This is a genomic window from Paramesorhizobium leguminum (assembly GCF_003217235.1).
In the GTDB taxonomy this organism is placed as follows: Bacteria; Pseudomonadota; Alphaproteobacteria; order Rhizobiales; family Rhizobiaceae; genus Paramesorhizobium; species Paramesorhizobium leguminum.
Window position 1 is genome coordinate 35703 of the sequence record NZ_QJTF01000001.1, and the last position, 17242, is coordinate 52944.

Sequence of the window (17242 nt, forward strand, 5' to 3'; positions counted from 1 at the left end):
CGACTTCCAGGTAAGATCATGCGGCGAAAGCAAAGGTAAAGGCTTGCAAATCGTTCCGATTCTCCGTATGTGACCCCTATCGGGCGCCGGAGCCATCCGCTCCGCCCTGTGATTTGGTGCGCGGTCGTAGCTCAGTTGGTTAGAGCGCAGGATTGTGGCTCCTGAGGTCGTAGGTTCGATCCCCACCGACCGTACCATTTCCAATATTTTGCCTATTTTCCCATCGGCCTATTTTCCTGCCGGAATGAACAATCAAATCATATGATGATTGGATTGCTTCTGTTTTCGTCTTCATATCTCATATATACGTCTCCTGAAACGGAGATGTCATATGACCAATGGGATCCGCGCCAAAAGAACATTGGCCTGGAAAGTCGCCGAGCGGCTTCGCGAGCAGATCGAGGGTGGCGATTACGCACCGGCGGACAAGCTGCCGACGGAACCCGTGCTGGTGGAGCGGTTCGGCGTGAGTCGCACCGTCATTCGTGAGGCGATAGCAACGCTTCGGGCCGACGGTCTCCTGGAATCGCGCCACGGCGTCGGCGTCTTCGTGCTTGCTCCCAGGCAAACGCCGGAAACGCTGCATCTGTTCACGAATGCGACCGACAAGATTTCCGATATCATCGAGGAATTGGAGTTGCGCATCGGCATAGAAGTGGAGGCTGCCGGGCTGGCGGCTCTGCGAAGTTCTCCGGCGCAAGAGGCCGAGATACAGGCCCAGCTCGATACATTCGCAAGGTTGGTTGCTGATGGCAGGCCCACGGACGAGGCCGATTTTCAGTTTCATATGGCGATAGCCACAGCCACCAACAATCTCCGTTTCAAGACATTTCTGGAGCATATCGGCCGGCGCATCATCCCCCGCGTGAAATTCCGCAAAGTGATGGGCGGGGTCGATCCCTTGCCTAACAGGGACAGCATCCTGCTGGCGGAACACAGCGAGGTCGTGGATGCCATTCTCGCCCGCGACCCCGAACAGGCCCGCGATGCCATGCGGCGGCATTTGCTGGGTGGCATCAAGCGTTACCGGGGCCTCGCCATCCGCAAGCCGGGTTGATCGATTCAGACATTGACACCCTCGCTCTAGTCATCATATGACTTGTCTCAAAGACATCGTACTACAGGAGCTGAAGTGTCCCCCGAAGAAATCAAATCGCGCCTTTCCTCTGGCCTGCTGTCCTTCCCCGTCACGCATTTCGGCGAAGATCTGCGCCTCAATCTGGATAGCTATCGCGAGCATGTCGGCTGGCTGTCCGGCTTCGACGCCGCTGCGCTTTTTGCTGCCGGTGGCACCGGAGAGTTCTTCTCGCTTTCGCCGGAAGAAGTGGCGGAAGTCACCAAAGCCGCCAAGGACGTATCCGGCGACGTGCCGATCATTTCGGGCTGCGGCTACGGCATCGAGATCGCCAAGGACGTCGCTCGCCGCGCTGAAAAGGCCGGAGCGGACGGGCTTCTTCTGCTGCCGCATTATCTGATCGGCGCGCCGCAGGAAGGCATCTACCAGCATGTGAAGGCGGTTTGCGATTCCACCGGCCTCGGCGTCATCATCTACAACCGCGCCAATTCCGTCGCCAACGCCGATACGGTCGCCCGCCTTGCCGATGCCTGCCCCAACCTCATCGGCTTCAAGGATGGAACGGGCAAGGTCGAGCTGGTGCGCCATGTCACCTCCAAGCTTGGCGACCGCCTTTGCTATATCGGCGGAATGCCGACGCATGAGCTTTATGCCGAGGCGTTCAACGCGGTCGGCGTCACCACCTATTCGTCGGCGGTCTTCAACTTCGTGCCTGAGCTGGCGCAGCGTTTCTACAGGGCCATGCGCGCGGATGACCGCCAGACGATGGCGAGCATTCTTGAAACCTTCTTCTACGATTTCGCGGCCATCCGCGATCGTGAGGTCGGTTATCCGGTCTCCATCATCAAGGCCGGTGTGGAACTGATCGGACGGACGCCGGGACCGGTGCGCCCGCCGCTGACCAATTTGAAGCCGGAGGAGAAGGCCATGCTGGCCCGGCTGATCGAGAGAGTCGAGGTCAGCGAAAAGGCTGCGGCTTAAAGATTTATAGCATTGCGAGTGGCGGCTTGACTGCCACTCGATCATCTATCAATGGGAGGAGAGAACATGGGAAAGACGAGCAAAATTACCATCTTCGCCGCGGCGCTGATGGCCTCGGTGTCGGGCGCGGCATATGCACAGGACGCCTCGAAAGCCATCAAGATCGTTCTGCCGGAGCAGCCGGCGAATCTGGAGCCCTGCGGCACGATCATCACCAATGTCGGGCAGATCCTGAGCCAGAACGTCACGGAAGCATTGACGGTCATCGACGCCAAGACCGGCTTGCCGCAGCCGAAACTGGCAACGGAATGGAACCGGGTCGATGACAACACATGGCGGATCAAGATCAGGCCAGGCGTCAAGTTCCAGGATGGCAAGGACCTGACGGCGGAAGCCGTTGCTTTCTCCATCAAGCGCATGGCCGGCGGGACGATGACCTGCAACAACATGGCGAAATTCGGCGACAGGAAGATCGAGGCGACGCCCGTCGATGCCCTGACCCTCGACGTCAAGTCTGACCGCCCGGAGCCGATCATGCCGACGCTGCTCAGCGTGGTCATGGTCGTTTCTCCCGATACGCCTGTCGATAAGCCGGTCAATAACCCTGTCGGAACCGGCCCGTTCAAGCTGGCATCCTTCGACACGCAATCGGTGGCGCTTGAGCGCTTCGATGGCTACTGGGGCGCCAAGCCGGCAATCGAGAAGGCGAGCTATGTCTGGCGCTCGGAATCCTCCATCCGCGCCGCGATGGTCGAAACCGGCGAAGCCGACCTGACCCCCTCGATCGCCATTCAGGATGCAGCCAATCCGGAAACCGATTTCGCCTATCTGAACTCGGAAACGACCGCCATCCGCATCGATACGGCCAAGCCGCCGCTCAACGATCCGCGTATCCGCAAGGCACTCAATCTGGCTATCGATTGGGAAGGGCTGACCCAATTATTCGGCAATGATGTGAAGCGCGCCTCGCAGATGGTAGTGCCGGGCATCAACGGCCACGATGAAACCCTGAAGCCCTGGGAATCCGATCCGGCCAAGGCCGCGGCGCTGGTCGCCGAGGCGAAAGCCGCGGGCGTTCCGGTCGAGACCGAGATCACTCTGATCGGCCGCAATGGAATTTACCCCAATGGCGGCGAGGCCATGGAAGCCATGACCGCCATGTGGCAGGAGGCCGGCCTCAACGTCAAGCTGACCATGCTCGATGTGGCCGACTGGATACGCTATCTCCAGAAGCCCTATCCGGAAGAGCGGGGCGCCACCTTGCTGCAAATGCAGCACGACAACAACAAGGGCGACGCTGCCTTCACCATCCCGATCTTCTACCGCTCCACGGGGCAATATTCGACCGTATCCGACCCGGCGCTCGATACGGAAGTCGACACCGCCCTTGCCGCAAGCGGCGAGGACCGGACCAAAGCCTTCCAGACGATTTTCGCCAAGGCGAGAAACGATGTGGTGTCCGATATCCCGATGTATCACATGATCGGCTATACGAGGGTCGGCAAGCGTCTGGACTGGCGCCCCGACATCACCACCAACAGTGAAATCCCACTGGCTAATATTCAGTTGAAGAACTGACGTTGGCTGATTGGTATCGGGCGCGGGCAACATGCCCGCGCTCCCCCCGGTCGTCATTCTCGGGCTTGTCCCGAGAATCTACTGCGCTCTGATCAGTCTGGGGCGGAATTGCTTTTCTTTTCCTCGTCGGCAGATTCTCGGGACAAGCCCGAGAATGACGGCGAGACAAGGGAGTGCCCTTCCGCCAGCGTTACAAAGAGTATTCCTATTAGCAGTCCACAAGGCATCCCATGCTCAGCTATATCGGCAAGCGCGCGTCGCACAGCGTCATCTCCGTCATCGGCTTGCTTGCGCTCGTCTTTTTCCTGACGCGGTTGACCGGCGATCCGTCGTCCCTGTTCCTGCCGCTCGACTCCACCCTTGAGGCAAGGCAGGCCTTTGCCAAGCTGCATGGTTTCGACCAGCCCATTCACTGGCAGTTCCTTGATTATCTGCGCGATCTCATCAATCTCGATTTCGGCCAGTCCGTCCGCCAGAACAGGTCGGCGATGGAGATAGCGCTCGAAGCCTTTCCGCAGACGTTGAAGCTCGCCTTCGTCGCCATGGCTCTCGCCTTCACGTTGGCTCTGGTGGCAGGCTCGATTGCGGCAACGAGGCCGGGCGGGCTCTTCGACCGCACAGTCAGTCTCGTGTCCCTGACCGGGGCAAGCGCTCCGGATTTCTGGATCGCCATTGTCGGCATCCTCGTCTTCGCCGTCAGCTTCGATCTGCTGCCGACATCCGGCACCGGCGGCATCTCCTATTGGATCATGCCGATTTTCGTGCTGGCGCTTCGGCCGTTCGGGCTTCTGGTGCAGGTCGTGCGCGGCACCATGCTGGGCGCCCTGTCGGCACCTTATATCAAGACGGCGCGGGCCAAGGGGCTTCATCGCAAGGAGATTGTCTTCGGCCACGCGCTCCGCAATTCGCTTCTGCCCGTCATCACCGTCGCCGGCGACCTGACGGCGGGTCTCGTCAACGGCGCGGTTATCGTGGAATCCGTCTTCGGCTGGCCGGGTATCGGCAAGCTGATGATCGACGCCATCATCCAGCGCGATTTCGCCGTCGTCCAATCAACCATCCTGGTCACCGCCACCGCGATCTTCATCCTGAATATCTGCATCGATCTTCTCTACGCGGTGCTCGATCCAAGAATCCGGTATTAAGCCCATGACCGTCATCACCAGCGACATCGCCGCTCCTCCCCCCGCCGGAAAACTCCTGATAATGTGGAGATGCCTCAAGCGCGACAAGCTCGCCTTGTTCGCCGCGATCTTTCTCCTGGCTCTCGCCATCGCGACGATTGCCGGGCCGCCTCTGATCGGCGATCTCGCAGCCAAGCTGGGGCTGAGGCAGCGCAACCTCGCGCCTTTCTCGTTCCAGCATGGCTGGGTCTATTTCCTCGGCGCGGACACGCTCGGACGTCCGATCATCGCGCGGCTCGTTGTCGGCGCCCAGAATACGCTGGGCATCGCCTTTGTCGCGGTCCTGTGCTCGATGCTGACCGGTGGCATCCTGGGCTTGATCGCCGGCTATAGCGAGCGCTGGTACAGCCAGGTCATCCAGCGTCTGGCTGATATCGTCATGAGCTTTCCGTCGCTGCTTCTCGCCCTGATCGTGCTCTATACCCTCGGCCCCAGCATCACCAATCTGGTGATCGTGCTGGCCTGCACCCGCATGCCAATTTACCTGCGCACCACCCGCGCGGAAGTGCTGGAGTTGCGCGAGCGCATGTTCGTGAGCGCCGCCAAATCCATGGGCGCCGGGTCCTTCCGCATCGTGTTGCGCCACATCGCCCCTCTCGTTTTGCCAACATTGCTGACGATAGCGGCGCTCGATTTCGCCACGGTGATTCTCGCCGAATCGTCATTGAGCTTCCTCGGACTCGGCATCCAGCCGCCGGATTTCACCTGGGGCGCCATGGTCGCCAACGGTCGCGGCTATCTTGCCAATGCGTGGTGGATCTCCTTCTGGCCGGGCCTTGTCATTTTGCTCACGACGCTATCCCTCAACCTCCTGTCCAGCTGGGCGAGAACTTTTGCCGACCCGCAACAACGCTGGCGCCTGCAGAGCCTGAGAAAGACGCCCCGATGAGCCGGTTCACCTCCCCCCTCCTGACGGTCGAAAATCTGACGGTCGAATTTCTTTCGGATGATGCCCCCGTGCGGGCGGTCAATGCGGTGTCCTTTGAGGTGAGCCGCGGTGAAACGCTTGTCATCCTGGGCGAAAGCGGCTCTGGAAAGAGCGTCAGCACCAGCACCGTCATGGATTTGATCGACCAGCCGCCGGGCGACATCGTCAGCGGACGTATCACCTTCGACGGCGTTGCCATCGGTAACCTGCGCGGTGAGCCGCGCCGGCTGATCAATGGGCGGAAGATCGCGATGATCTTCCAGGACCCGCTGGCCTATCTCAACCCGGTCTATACGGTCGGGCGCCAGATCATCGAAATTTTCGAATGCCATGGCGTCGCCAGCGGCAAGGCCGCGCGTGAACAGGCTATCTCCCTCCTGCGGCGGGTAGGCATTCCGAACCCAGAGACGCGGATCGACCAGTATCCGCACCAATTCTCCGGCGGCCAGCGGCAGCGCGTGATGATCGCCATGGCGATCGCGCTGAAACCGGATCTCCTGATCGCGGATGAACCGACGACGGCGCTCGACGTGAGCGTCCAGGCGCAAATCCTCGATCTGCTGCGCGATCTCCAGAACGAAACCGGCATGGCGCTCATCCTGATCACCCACGATCTGGAAGTCGCCGCCTCGATGGCTGATCGTGTCATCGTTATGAACCGCGGCGAAATCGTCGAGGCTGGTGCCGCAAAAGACGTCTTCACCGCGCCAAGCCACGCCTATACCAAAAAGCTGATCTCCGCCTTGCCGCATGGCGACGCGGCGGAGAACAGCAACAAACGGTCGACGACATCATCGGAAGAAACCGTGCTGAAAGTTGAGGGCCTCACCAAGGAATATTTCTTTTCCTCCGGGATGTTTGGAAAAAGGCAGTCATTCCTCGCCGTAAACGACGTGAATTTCGAGGTTAAAAAGGGCGAGACGCTCGGCATCGTCGGCGAGTCCGGTTCGGGCAAGTCGAGCGTGGCGCGGATGCTGCTGCGGCTGGCCGAACCGACGAGCGGCAAGGCGATATTCGCAGGAGAAGACATTTTCTCCATGAATCAAGCCCGCCTGCTTGCCTTCCGCCGCAAGGTCCAGATGGTGTTTCAGGACCCGTACGGCTCGATGAACCCGCGCATGAGCGTGCATACGATCATATCGGAGCCGTGGGCCATCCACGGCGACATCCTCCCCAAAGCCAAATGGAAGGATCGGGTGGTCGAGCTTCTGGAACTTGTCGGCCTCAAGCCTGAACACGCGGACCGCTATCCGCACCAGTTTTCCGGCGGCCAACGGCAAAGAATCGCCATCGCCCGCGCACTCGCCAGCGAACCGGAACTGATCGTCTGCGACGAAGCCGTTTCGGCGCTCGACGTATCGATTCAGGCGCAAGTCATCGATTTGCTGGCCGACCTCAGAACCCGCCTTGGGCTTTCCTATATCTTCATCACCCATGATCTGCCGATTGTCCGGCACTTCGCTGATCGAATTATCGTGATGAAGCAGGGCGAAATTGTCGAGGATGGCACGACATCGGCCATATTCGGAAACCCGTCACATCCCTATACGCGCAGCCTGCTCGAAGCGACGCCGGTTCCGAAATGGGTGGCTGCCGGGGCCTGATCCCCCATTGGCGCAGGGCAATCGCATATGGCACTGAAAAGCCCCTCATCCGCCTACCGGCACCTTCTCCCCGCACGCGGGGAGAAGGAAGAAGTGGCAACGCTGGCGTCTCCCTCTCCCCGTCTTTACGGGGAGAGGGTAAGGGTGAGGGGCAAGCCACGCCATATGCGATTGCCCTCCCCCATTGGGCGTGACCGCCGGCTTATTCCCCAAGCGCCGTGCCCTCTCGTCGGGGATCGGCGCTGCCGGCCAGACCGTTGGGCGTGATCTCGATCGCGTGCAAGCCTGAGTTCATTTCCGCCATCTTCACCTCGTAGCCGAGCGCCTTCAGGGGATACGCAAGCTTTTCCGCGTCGGTTCCGGCTTCGATATCGTATGGCCCGAAGCGATTGATGAGGTGCGGCTGCGCGACGATCCGCTCGACCGGCATCCCCCAATCGATATAGGCGATCAATGCCTGGGCGACGTAGCCGATGATCTGGCTTCCCCCCGGTGAGCCGATCGCGAGCAGCGGTTTGCCGTCTTTCATGACGATCGTCGGGGCCATGGAGGACCGGGGCCGTTTGCCCGGCTCGACGCGGTTGGCGATCGGCAGATCGCCATCATGTGTCTTGAAGGAGAAATCGGTGAGCTCGTTGTTGAGCAGGAACCCGGCCGTCATCAGACGGGAGCCGAAGCCGTTCTCGATCGTCGTCGTCATCGAGACGACATTGCCTTGCCCGTCGACGATGACGAAATGACTGGTGGAGGGAAGCTCGATGGCCGCGTCTCGGCCAAGGAGCTGCGCATGGTCCCATTCCGGCGTCCCGGCCTTCACGGCATTACTCGCAAGCGCTTTCGTCCCGTCGAGGAGGGCGGCGCGCGTTCCGAGATAATCCTTGCTGAGAAGGCCCTTGACGGGCACGGGCAAATAAGCCGGATCGGCGAGATAACGCTCGCGATCCGCGAAGGCGAGGCGCTGCGCATCGCCGATGATCCGCCAGCTTTCGGCGTTTTGAGGTCCGAGCGCCTTGATATCGAAGTTCTCGACCATGCCGAGGATCTGGCCGACCGCCACCGCCCCGGAGGATGGCGGCCCCATGCCGCAGATATCGAGGGCGCGATACGCGGCGCAAACGGGCTCTCGCTCCGTGACGCGGTAGTTGGCCAGGTCTGACAGCGAGAGCGCGCCCGGATTACCGGCAGCCTCGCGCACCGTCTTGACGATCGTCTCGGCGATCGGGCCGCGATAGAATACATTGGCGCCGCCTGTGGCGATCGCCTTCAAGGTTGCGGCGTAGTCCGGATTCTTCAGGACAGCGCCCGCCTTCAGCGGCGCGCCGGACGCATCGAAGAAATAGCCGCGCGGGCCTTCGTATTTTTTCAGCTTGTCGCCTTCGGCTGATATCAGCGAGGCGAGACGCGGAGAAACCTGAAAGCCGTCGGAGGCAAGTTGCTCCGCGCGCTCGAAAAGGGTTTGCCAGTCTGCCTTGCCATATCGTTTGTGGACGTCGTCCAGCAGCCGCACCGTGCCGGGCGTACCCACCGAACGACCGCCCACCACCGCATCCATGAATTTCAGCGGCTGACCCTGGGCATCGAGGAAGAGTTTCGGCGTAGCCTCCATAGGCGCCGTTTCGCGGCCGTCGAACGTCGTGAGCTTTTTCGAAGCGGCATCGTAATAGACGAGGAAGGAGCCGCCGCCGAGGCCGGAACTCTGCGGCTCGACAAGGCCGAGCACCGTCTGCACCGCAACCATCGCGTCGATCGCATTGCCGCCCTTGGCGAGCACATCACGTCCCGCTTCGGTTGCCAGCGGATTGGCGGCGGCGACCATGAAATTCTTCGCCTCGACACGTTTGGCCGCCACGAACCCGGTTGCCCGTTCCGGCGCGACCGTATCCGATGCCTGCTGCGCCATCGATGAGCCTGCCGAAAACGCCAATGCCAGACCAATGCCCGTAAAAACTCGCATGCCGCACCCTCCGTTATTGACCGACTCCAAGCGCACCAGCCAAACTCAAATGACAGGTTCCGTCAATTCCCAAAGTTGCCTTTTATCGCGCCGCCCAGTTGGCGCCGCGCTGGAAAATCGTCCGCATTTGCGGAACGTCGAACTCGCTCGCCACATGGCCGAGCGCGGAATAGAACACGCGCCCCTTGCCGTGCTTCCGCTTCCAGACGACCGGCATCACCACGCCGTCGATCCATGAGGCATGGTCGCCCTTGAATCGCGTCGTCGCCAGCACCTCGTTCGAGGGGTCGACATGCATGTAATACTGCTCCGACTTGTAGGGAAAATCGCTGATCCCCTCCATCAGCGGATCGTCGGGCCGCGTAATGTTGACGGTGTAATCGATGATGTTGCCGGGGTGCGCCACCCATTGCCCCCCGATGATGAACTGGTATTCCACGCTGTCGCGAAAAGCATCCCCCGCGCCGCCATGATAGCCGGCGATGCCGACGCCGTTCTCGACCGCCGCAGAGAGGTTTTTCACCTCCTCCTTCTCGATCTTCGACATGGTCATGATCGGCACGATCAGCGAGAGATCATGGATCGACGGGTCGGCGAAGGCCTCGGTCGAATGCTCCAGATAGACCTTGAATCCATCCTCCTGCAGCATGTCGCGGATGATATGGGCGCATTCCTGCGGCTCGTGCCCGCTCCACCCGCCCCAGACGATAAGTGCTTCACGCATGGTATTCTCCTCCTGAAATTACGAGCGTTCTGTCTTTGTTGGAAGCGCCAAGCGCCCTCGTCCTTCGAGGCTCGTTCCGCTTCGCTTCACGAGCACCTCAGGATGAGGGCTACGGGAACGCCTGCGCCCCTTCACCTCATGGTGAGGTGCGATTGGAGCGAAGCGGAATGAGCCTCGAACCACGAGGTGAAGGGCTCTAGCAAATCGATACATCATCGTCCAATACGGTCATCGATGAGCGACTCGGACAGCGGCGCGGGCCGTTCCGTCTCCGTCGTGATATGAACCGTCGTGCCGGTTTCGGCAGCTTTATGAAACGCTTCCATCACCTCCAGCACATGCAAAGCGAGGCTGCCATTTGCCCGGTGCGGTCTGTTCGAGCGGATGGCATGGGCCATGTCGGCGACGCCTAGCGAGCGGTAATTGCCGTCGGCATAGGGCTCCGTCGTCTCGCGCGGCTCGAAAGCGCCGCCCTTCCTAAGGAATTCGACCTGCCCGCCAAAATGGTTCGGGTCCGGCACGATTAGCGTACCTTCGGTACCGTAGATTTCCAGCGGCACATGCTTATGCCCGGCGACATCGAAGCTCATGCCGATCTGCACCACCGCGCCGTTCCTAAACGCCATCACACCGGCGACATGGGTCGGCACATGCACCGGTATGCGCTCGCCATTGCGGGGCTCGCTGGTGATCACGCGCTCCTTGCGGGGGGCGACGGCAAAGCCCGCGACCTGTGCGACCGGCCCCAGCAGATTGACCAGATCGGTGATGTAATAAGGCCCCATGTCCAACATAGGCCCCCCGCCGATTTCATAGTAGAAATCCGGGTTGGGGTGCCAGCGTTCGTGGCCGGGGCACATGAAGGTTGCGGTACCCCCCACCGGCTGCCCGAGCGCCCCGGAATCGATGATCTCCCGCGCCGTCTGGTGCGAGCCGCCGAGGAACGTATCGGGCGCCGCGCCGATGCGCAAATTGCGGGCGGCGGCGAAGTCGGCGAGTTTCTTGCCTTCCGCGAAATCGATGCCGAGCGGCTTTTCCGAATAGGTGTGCTTGCCGGCCTCCAGCGCCTGCATCGCCACCGCCACATGCGCTTTCGGAACAGTCAGGTTGACGATAATCTCGATTGCCGGGTCGGCCAGAAGCTCGCTTATCTCGCGGGCGGGAACGTTGAATTCCGCCGCGCGCTGATCGGCGAGGCCGCGGTTCAAATCGGCGATGCCTCTGATATCGAGAATGGGGAAGGAGGCCATCGCCTTCAGATAGGCCGACGAAATATTGCCGCAGCCGATGATGCCAATGCCAAGTCTTTCCATCAGTTTCCTCCTCCTGAGAATAATTGTTTAGCGCTCGTTACAGGGCCGGCGCCGGCCCGGTCGTCCCCCATGGAGATTCGTAGAGTTCGCAGAGTGCCACCACGGCCGCCCCTTGCGCCCATGTCTCGTCGGCGGATTCGTCGAAGACGAGTTCCGCAACGGCCTGTATCGAGGACGGGATGGCGCGCCGGTAGGCATCGCGCAGGCTGTCGAGAAAGACCGGTCCCAGCGACAGGCTGGACCCGACGATGATGACGCGCGGCGGCCCGAACAGCGTGACGATATTGGCGACCGCAAGCCCGACCGCTTCTCCCGCGCGTGTAGCGGCGGCGAGTAGCGTATTGTCGTCGGCGGCAATAAGTGTCTGGGCCATCGCCATGCCGCGCCCAAGCCGCATCGCCTCGGCAAACCGCCCGCCGCCATCCGGCTGGTTGCCAAGGATGGCGTTTTCCCCGGCAAGCGCCGAAAGCCGCACGATATCCTGCGGCCCGATGCCGAGCACCAGGTCACCGAGATTGTGGCTGAGGCCGCCGGCGCCGCGAAAGAGCTGGCCGTGGTGCAGCACGCCGAGGCCCAGCGTCTGCTCCAACGAGACGAGCACCATGTCATCGAGATCCCGCGCCTTGCCGAACCAGTGGTGAGCAAGCGCAATCGCATGCGCGTCGCTTTCCACAATGGTCGGCACATTGAGCCGGCTCGTCATCTCGTTGGCGAAATCCACGTCCGTCTCGCGGAAGATCGGGCTGGAGCGGACAAGGCCGGTGCGGTGCTCTATGACGCCGGGCAGGCCGATGCAGATGGAATCGACATCGCCAAGGACAAGCCCCGCATCGACCACGCAGCGGCGCACGCCATCCTCAATCAAATCGGCGATGACTGATATCGACTGGCGGTTGACCCGGATCGGCAGCGTCAATTGCGACAGCACCTCGCCGCGAAAATCGGTGACGGCGAAGACCATGCAATGCGCCGCGATCTTGGCGCCCACGACACGCGCGGCATTGGGGTTCAGCTCCAGCATGACGCGGGGGCGACCGCGCGACGCGGCATTGCGAAGGTCACCTTCATGCCGCGTCAGGATCAGCCCGTCATCGAGCAGCGCGCCCGTGATTGCCGAGACGGTAGTGGTGGAAAGCTCGGAGCGCTCGCTGATTTCCACCCGCGAGATCGGCCCATGCCGGCGGATCGTATCCAGCACGTTGAAGCGATTGATCGCTCGCATGAGTTCGGGGTCGGCTGTCTTCATGATCTGGCAGGCAGTACTCGTAAATTATCCAATGCAGCCGACTCAGAATTACGCCGGATCGCGAATTAAATAACCGGCAATATCAGCCGCCTGTCAAGCAGATCAGCCGAAAATTCCGAATCTCCGTTGACATCTGCGCAAACGTCGGATGAATTAATCCGCATTGGGGAAAAATTGGTGAGGACCTTCCCCGGGAGGAGACTGCAATGAACCATACCTATGGGGAGGCGCCCCTTCGCGCCAGACATTCGTTCACCGTCAAACATCTGTCCGCCCTTGCCGCCGCGACCGGCATGGCATTTCTCTTGAGCACTGGCGCCAGTGCCGCCCAGACCGTAGTCAAATGGCTGCATCTGGAAACCGTGCCGGCTTATGTCCAGGTCTGGGAAGACATCGCCAGAAAATACGAAGCCGAGCATCCGGGCGTGGATATCCAGCTGCAATTTCTGGAAAACGAGGCGTTCAAGGCCAAGCTGCCGACGCTTCTGCAATCCGACGACGCGCCGGACTTCTTCTATTCCTGGGGCGGCGGCGTGCTGAAACAGCAATCCGAAACCGGGGCGCTGATGGATCTGACCGGCGCGATGAGCGCCGACAATGGCGCCTGGGTGAAGAGCTACAATCCGGCCGCCGTGAAGGGTTTTACCTTCGGCGACAAGATTTTTGCGGTTCCCTACAAGCTGGGAACGGTCAGCTTCTTCTATAACAAGGCGCTTTTCGAAAAAGCCGGCGTGAAGGCCGAGGACATCAAGAGCTGGGACAATTTCCTCGATGCCGTCAAGAAACTGAAAGCAGCGGGCGTGACGCCGATTGCCGGCGGTGGCGGCGATAAATGGCCGCTGCATTTCTACTGGAGCTATCTCGTCATGCGCAATGGCGGGCAGGAGGTGTTCGAAGCCGCCAAGAACAAGGAAGGCGAGGGTTTTATGGACCCTGCGATCATCAAGGCGGGCAGCCAGCTTGCGGATCTTGGGAAGCTGGAGCCCTTCCAGGGCGGCTATCTCGGCGCCAACTGGTCGCAGACATTGGGCATCTTCGGCGATGGGGGGGCGGCGATGATCCTCTCCTTCGAGAACACCGAGGACGACCAGCGCACCCATGCCGCCGATGGCAAGGGTCTTGCGAGGGAGAATCTCGGCCGCTTCGCCTTTCCCATGGTCGAGGGTGGCAAGGGCAAGCCCACCGATACGCTGGGGGGTCTCAATGGCTGGGCCGTGACCAAGAAAGCACCGCCGCAAGCGGTCGATTTCCTGCGCTACCTGACCAACCGGGAAAACGAGCGGATACAGGCGAAGGCCGGGATGCTCATTCCGGTCGCCACGGGCGCCGAGGAGGCCATCACCGACCCGCTGATGCGCGCCGCCGCCGACCAACTCGCCGCCTCCACATGGCACCAGAATTATTTCGACCAGGATCTGGGGCCGGCGGTTGGCCGCGTGGTCAATGATGTCTCGGTCGAAATCCTCACCGGGCAGATGTCGCCGGAGGAGGGGTCGCGCATGATCCAGGACGCGCTGGGGCTGGAGTAATAGCCGGAGACGTAGGCGGGCCGATACCCCCCTCTGGCTTGCCAGCCATCTCCCCCTCAAGGGGGGAGATTAGCCTTCATCGATGCGTGGCACCAATCGCAAACCTTGCAGAATGAAGGCGGAGAGTGATGTCAGCCAATCTCCCCCCTTGAGGGGGAGATGGCCGGCAGGCCAGAGGGGGGTCCCTCCAGCTCCCGCAACGGAGACCACCAGCATGACCCACGCAACCGCGACCATGACGGCGCCATCAGCCGTACCCACAGCCAAAACCCGCTACAAAAGCCCCACCGTGCGCGGCCGTCTACCCGTCCTCATCCTCTTCCTTCCCCCGGCGCTCCTGCTCTTCACCCTCTTCGTCATCCTGCCGATGGGCGAGGCGGCATGGTATAGTCTTTACCGGTGGAACGGCTATGGAAGCCCCGAACATTTCATCGGCTTGCGCAATTTCCAGGTGCTGTTCAACAACGCGGCCTTCTCCACCGCGCTGATCAACAACGGCCTCATCATCCTTGCATCGCTGCTGTTGCAGATCCCGCTGGCGATCTGGCTTGCCACGATGCTGGCGCACAAGATCAAGGGTGCGGTCACCTTCCGGCTGATCTTCTTCCTGCCCTATGTGCTGGCCGATGTCGCGGCGGGTCTCATCTGGCGCTTCGTCTATGACGGCGATTACGGGCTTTTCGCCGCAATCGCCGGCTTCTTCGGCGTCGCCACGCCCTATGTGCTGGCGGACAAGAACCTCGCGATCTACGCCGTTCTCGCCGTGATCATCTGGAAATATTTCGGCTTCCACATGATGCTCTTCATCGCCGGGCTGCAGGCGGTGGACAAAAATGTGCTGGAAGCCGCCGAAATCGACGGCGCCAGGGGCTGGCAGAAATTCCGCTATGTGACGCTGCCGCTCTTGGGCTCCACCGTGCGCATTTCCGTCTTCTTCGCCATCATCGGCTCGCTGCAACTCTTCGACCTCATCATGCCGCTCACCGGCGGCGGCCCGCTGAATGCGACGCAGACCATGGTCACCTTCCTCTACACCTATGGCGTGATGCGCATGCAGGTGGGCTTGGGCAGCGCCGTCGGCGTGGTGCTCTTCGTCATCTGCGTCACGCTCGCCTTCGGCTACAAACGGATTTTCATGCGCCATGACTGATACCAGTACATCCATCCGCATGAGCGCGGGCACCCGCATCTATCTTTATGTCTCGCTGTCGCTGGTTGCCGCGCTGGTGCTGGTCCCGCTCGTCGCCACGGCGCTCGGCGGCTTCAAGTCGCTGGGCGAACTGCGTGTCAATCCCTTCGGCCTGCCGCGTGAGTGGCACTGGTCGAACTATCTCGATATCCTGTTCGGCGACCGCTACTGGCGGCAGATGGTCAATTCTCTGTTCATCGCAGTCATGACGGTGTTCCTGACCGTGGTGGCATCGGCGATGGCCGCCTTCACGCTGGCGCATGTGAAATTCTTCGGCGCCAACCAGCTGCTCAATTATTTCCTGATCGGGCTGATGTTTCCGGCGGCGACCGCCATCCTGCCGCTCTTCATCCGCATCCGCGATCTGGGCCTCCTCGATACCTATTGGGGCGTGATCCTGCCGCAGGTCGCCTTCGGCCTCGGCATGAGCATCTTGCTCTTCCGCAATTATTTCCGCAATTTGCCGGAGGAGTTGTTCCAGGCGGCGTTCGTCGACGGTTGCGGCTATATCCGCTTTTTCTGGCACATCTCGCTGCCGCTTTCGCGACCAATCATCGCCACTGTCAGCATCATTTCCTTCGTCAACAGCTGGAACAGCTACATCGTGCCGCTGATCATGCTGAACAGCGAGACCAAATATCCCTGGCCGCTCGGCATCATGGTCTATCGCGGCGAATTCGGCACGCAATGGCAGCTCGTGCTTGCCTTCATCACGCTGACGATCCTGCCGACCATCATCGTCTTTTTTCTAGCCCAGAAGCACATCATCGCGGGCCTGACGGCCGGCGCGGTGAAGGGGTGAGGAGTTAACACCATGGCATCCGTCGAACTGAACGACATCCGCAAGAACTACGGCACGCTGGAGGTGATCCACGGCGTTTCGCTGACGATCGAGGACGGCGAATTCATCGCGCTGGTCGGCCCCTCAGGCTGCGGAAAATCCACACTCCTGCGCATGATCGCGGGCCTTGAGGAAATCACCGATGGCGAGGTGATGATCGCGGGCAAAGTGGTCAATCCGCTCACCCCGCGCGAGCGCAACATCGCCATGGTGTTCCAGTCCTACGCGCTCTATCCGCATATGACGGTCGCGGAGAACATGGGCTTCAACCTGAAACTCTCAGGCATCGCCAAGCCGGAGATCGAAAGGCGGGTGAGCGAGGCCGCGCGGATGCTGGCGCTGACCGACCTGCTCGACCGCAAGCCGAGCCAGCTCTCCGGCGGCCAGCGCCAGCGTGTCGCCATGGGCCGCGCCATCGTCCGCGATCCGGCGGTTTTCCTGTTCGATGAGCCGCTCTCCAACCTCGACGCCAAGCTGCGGGTGCAGATGCGCACCGAGATCAAGTCCCTGCACCAGAAGGTGGGCACGACCTCGATCTATGTCACCCACGACCAGATCGAGGCGATGACGCTCGCCGACCGCATCGTGGTGCTCAACCAGGGCAATATCGAGCAGGTGGGAACGCCGCTGGAACTCTACCGCCAGCCGGCCAATCTGTTCGTGGCGGGCTTCATCGGCTCGCCCGCGATGAACATTCTGGACGGCATCGTCGATGCCGATAACGGCCAGCCCGCCGTCCGCCTCGGCGACGGCTCCGCCATCCGCATCGCGCCACAGCGCAAGGTCCGGCCCGGCCAGCCGGTAAAAATCGGCCTGCGCCCGGAGCATTTCGCCCCAACCGGCGCCGGCAGCATCGTCTCCGGCCGGACGCTGCTGGTGGAGCCGACCGGCGCTCAGACGCATGTCCTCTTCGAATTCGCAGGCAGCCATGTTACCGCCGTTGTAGACGGCGACCATCCGGCCCGCCACGGCGCACATTTCGAAGCCGTCGCCGATGGGGAGAAGGTTTATGTGTTCGATGGCTCGACTGGGGTGGCGTTGTAGAGGGAATCGGCGCCACGCGCCCTCGTCCTTCGAGGCTACATTTCGCTTCGCT

General features: G+C 61.3%; 14 protein-coding genes and 1 tRNA gene. 11 read left to right on the forward strand and 4 right to left on the reverse strand.

Features of this window, described 5'->3' with window-relative positions; translation table 11 throughout:
* Window positions 1-120: 120 nt before the first annotated feature.
* From C7477_RS00170 to C7477_RS00200, 7 genes are all read left to right on the forward strand, one after another.
* Window positions 121-197 (forward strand) — tRNA-His (locus C7477_RS00170).
* Between the two features lie 134 nt (window positions 198-331).
* Window positions 332-1057 carry a FadR/GntR family transcriptional regulator gene (locus C7477_RS00175; RefSeq protein WP_110747351.1) on the forward strand — a complete coding sequence of 242 codons (726 nt, stop codon included), beginning with the start codon at window positions 332-334 and terminating at the stop codon, window positions 1055-1057.
* 75 nt (window positions 1058-1132) lie between these two features.
* Window positions 1133-2056, forward strand: a complete 924-nt coding sequence (gene kdgD / locus C7477_RS00180) for a 5-dehydro-4-deoxyglucarate dehydratase (protein WP_110747354.1) — start codon at window positions 1133-1135, stop codon at window positions 2054-2056.
* A gap of 66 nt (window positions 2057-2122) precedes the next feature.
* Window positions 2123-3634, forward strand: a complete 1512-nt coding sequence (locus C7477_RS00185; protein ID WP_110747357.1) for an ABC transporter substrate-binding protein — start codon at window positions 2123-2125, stop codon at window positions 3632-3634.
* Between the two features lie 230 nt (window positions 3635-3864).
* Complete coding sequence (locus C7477_RS00190) at window positions 3865-4779, forward strand: ABC transporter permease (RefSeq protein WP_110747360.1); 915 nt, start codon at window positions 3865-3867, stop codon at window positions 4777-4779.
* 4 nt (window positions 4780-4783) lie between these two features.
* Window positions 4784-5707, forward strand: coding sequence for an ABC transporter permease (locus C7477_RS00195; RefSeq protein ID WP_110747363.1), 924 nt, complete (start codon window positions 4784-4786; stop codon window positions 5705-5707).
* Window positions 5704-7350, forward strand: coding sequence for an ABC transporter ATP-binding protein (locus C7477_RS00200; RefSeq protein ID WP_110747367.1), 1647 nt, complete (start codon window positions 5704-5706; stop codon window positions 7348-7350). The genes C7477_RS00195 and C7477_RS00200 overlap by 4 nt, the downstream gene beginning before the upstream one ends.
* Before the next feature lie 202 nt (window positions 7351-7552).
* Here C7477_RS00200 and ggt read toward each other — a convergent pair whose 3' ends face one another.
* The 4 genes from ggt to C7477_RS00220 form a co-directional block, all read right to left on the reverse strand.
* A complete protein-coding gene (gene ggt, locus C7477_RS00205) occupies window positions 7553-9304 on the reverse strand; it encodes a gamma-glutamyltransferase (protein ID WP_110747370.1) in 1752 nt (583 codons plus the stop codon).
* 82 nt (window positions 9305-9386) lie between these two features.
* Window positions 9387-10028 (reverse strand): ThuA domain-containing protein, encoded by a 642-nt coding sequence (locus tag C7477_RS00210; RefSeq protein WP_110747373.1) that lies wholly within the window; start codon window positions 10026-10028, stop codon window positions 9387-9389.
* 212 nt (window positions 10029-10240) lie between these two features.
* Complete coding sequence (locus C7477_RS00215) at window positions 10241-11341, reverse strand: Gfo/Idh/MocA family protein (RefSeq protein ID WP_110747376.1); 1101 nt, start codon at window positions 11339-11341, stop codon at window positions 10241-10243.
* A 37-nt stretch (window positions 11342-11378) separates the two neighbouring features.
* Window positions 11379-12587, reverse strand: a complete 1209-nt coding sequence (locus C7477_RS00220; RefSeq protein ID WP_110747379.1) for an ROK family transcriptional regulator — start codon at window positions 12585-12587, stop codon at window positions 11379-11381.
* A 206-nt stretch (window positions 12588-12793) separates the two neighbouring features.
* Between C7477_RS00220 and C7477_RS00225 the strand changes: the two genes are divergently transcribed.
* The 4 genes from C7477_RS00225 to C7477_RS00240 all read left to right on the forward strand — a co-directional run bounded on the left by C7477_RS00225 (window position 12794) and on the right by C7477_RS00240 (window position 17190).
* Window positions 12794-14116 (forward strand): ABC transporter substrate-binding protein, encoded by a 1323-nt coding sequence (locus C7477_RS00225; RefSeq protein ID WP_110747382.1) that lies wholly within the window; start codon window positions 12794-12796, stop codon window positions 14114-14116.
* 214 nt (window positions 14117-14330) lie between these two features.
* Entirely contained in the window at window positions 14331-15266 is a 936-nt protein-coding gene (locus C7477_RS00230; protein WP_110747385.1) for a carbohydrate ABC transporter permease, read from the forward strand.
* Window positions 15259-16107, forward strand: coding sequence for a carbohydrate ABC transporter permease (locus C7477_RS00235; RefSeq protein ID WP_110747388.1), 849 nt, complete (start codon window positions 15259-15261; stop codon window positions 16105-16107). The genes C7477_RS00230 and C7477_RS00235 overlap by 8 nt, the downstream gene beginning before the upstream one ends.
* Before the next feature lie 12 nt (window positions 16108-16119).
* On the forward strand, window positions 16120-17190 hold the full coding sequence (locus C7477_RS00240; RefSeq protein ID WP_110747391.1) for an ABC transporter ATP-binding protein: 1071 nt from the start codon (window positions 16120-16122) through the stop codon (window positions 17188-17190).
* Window positions 17191-17242: the final 52 nt, after the last annotated feature.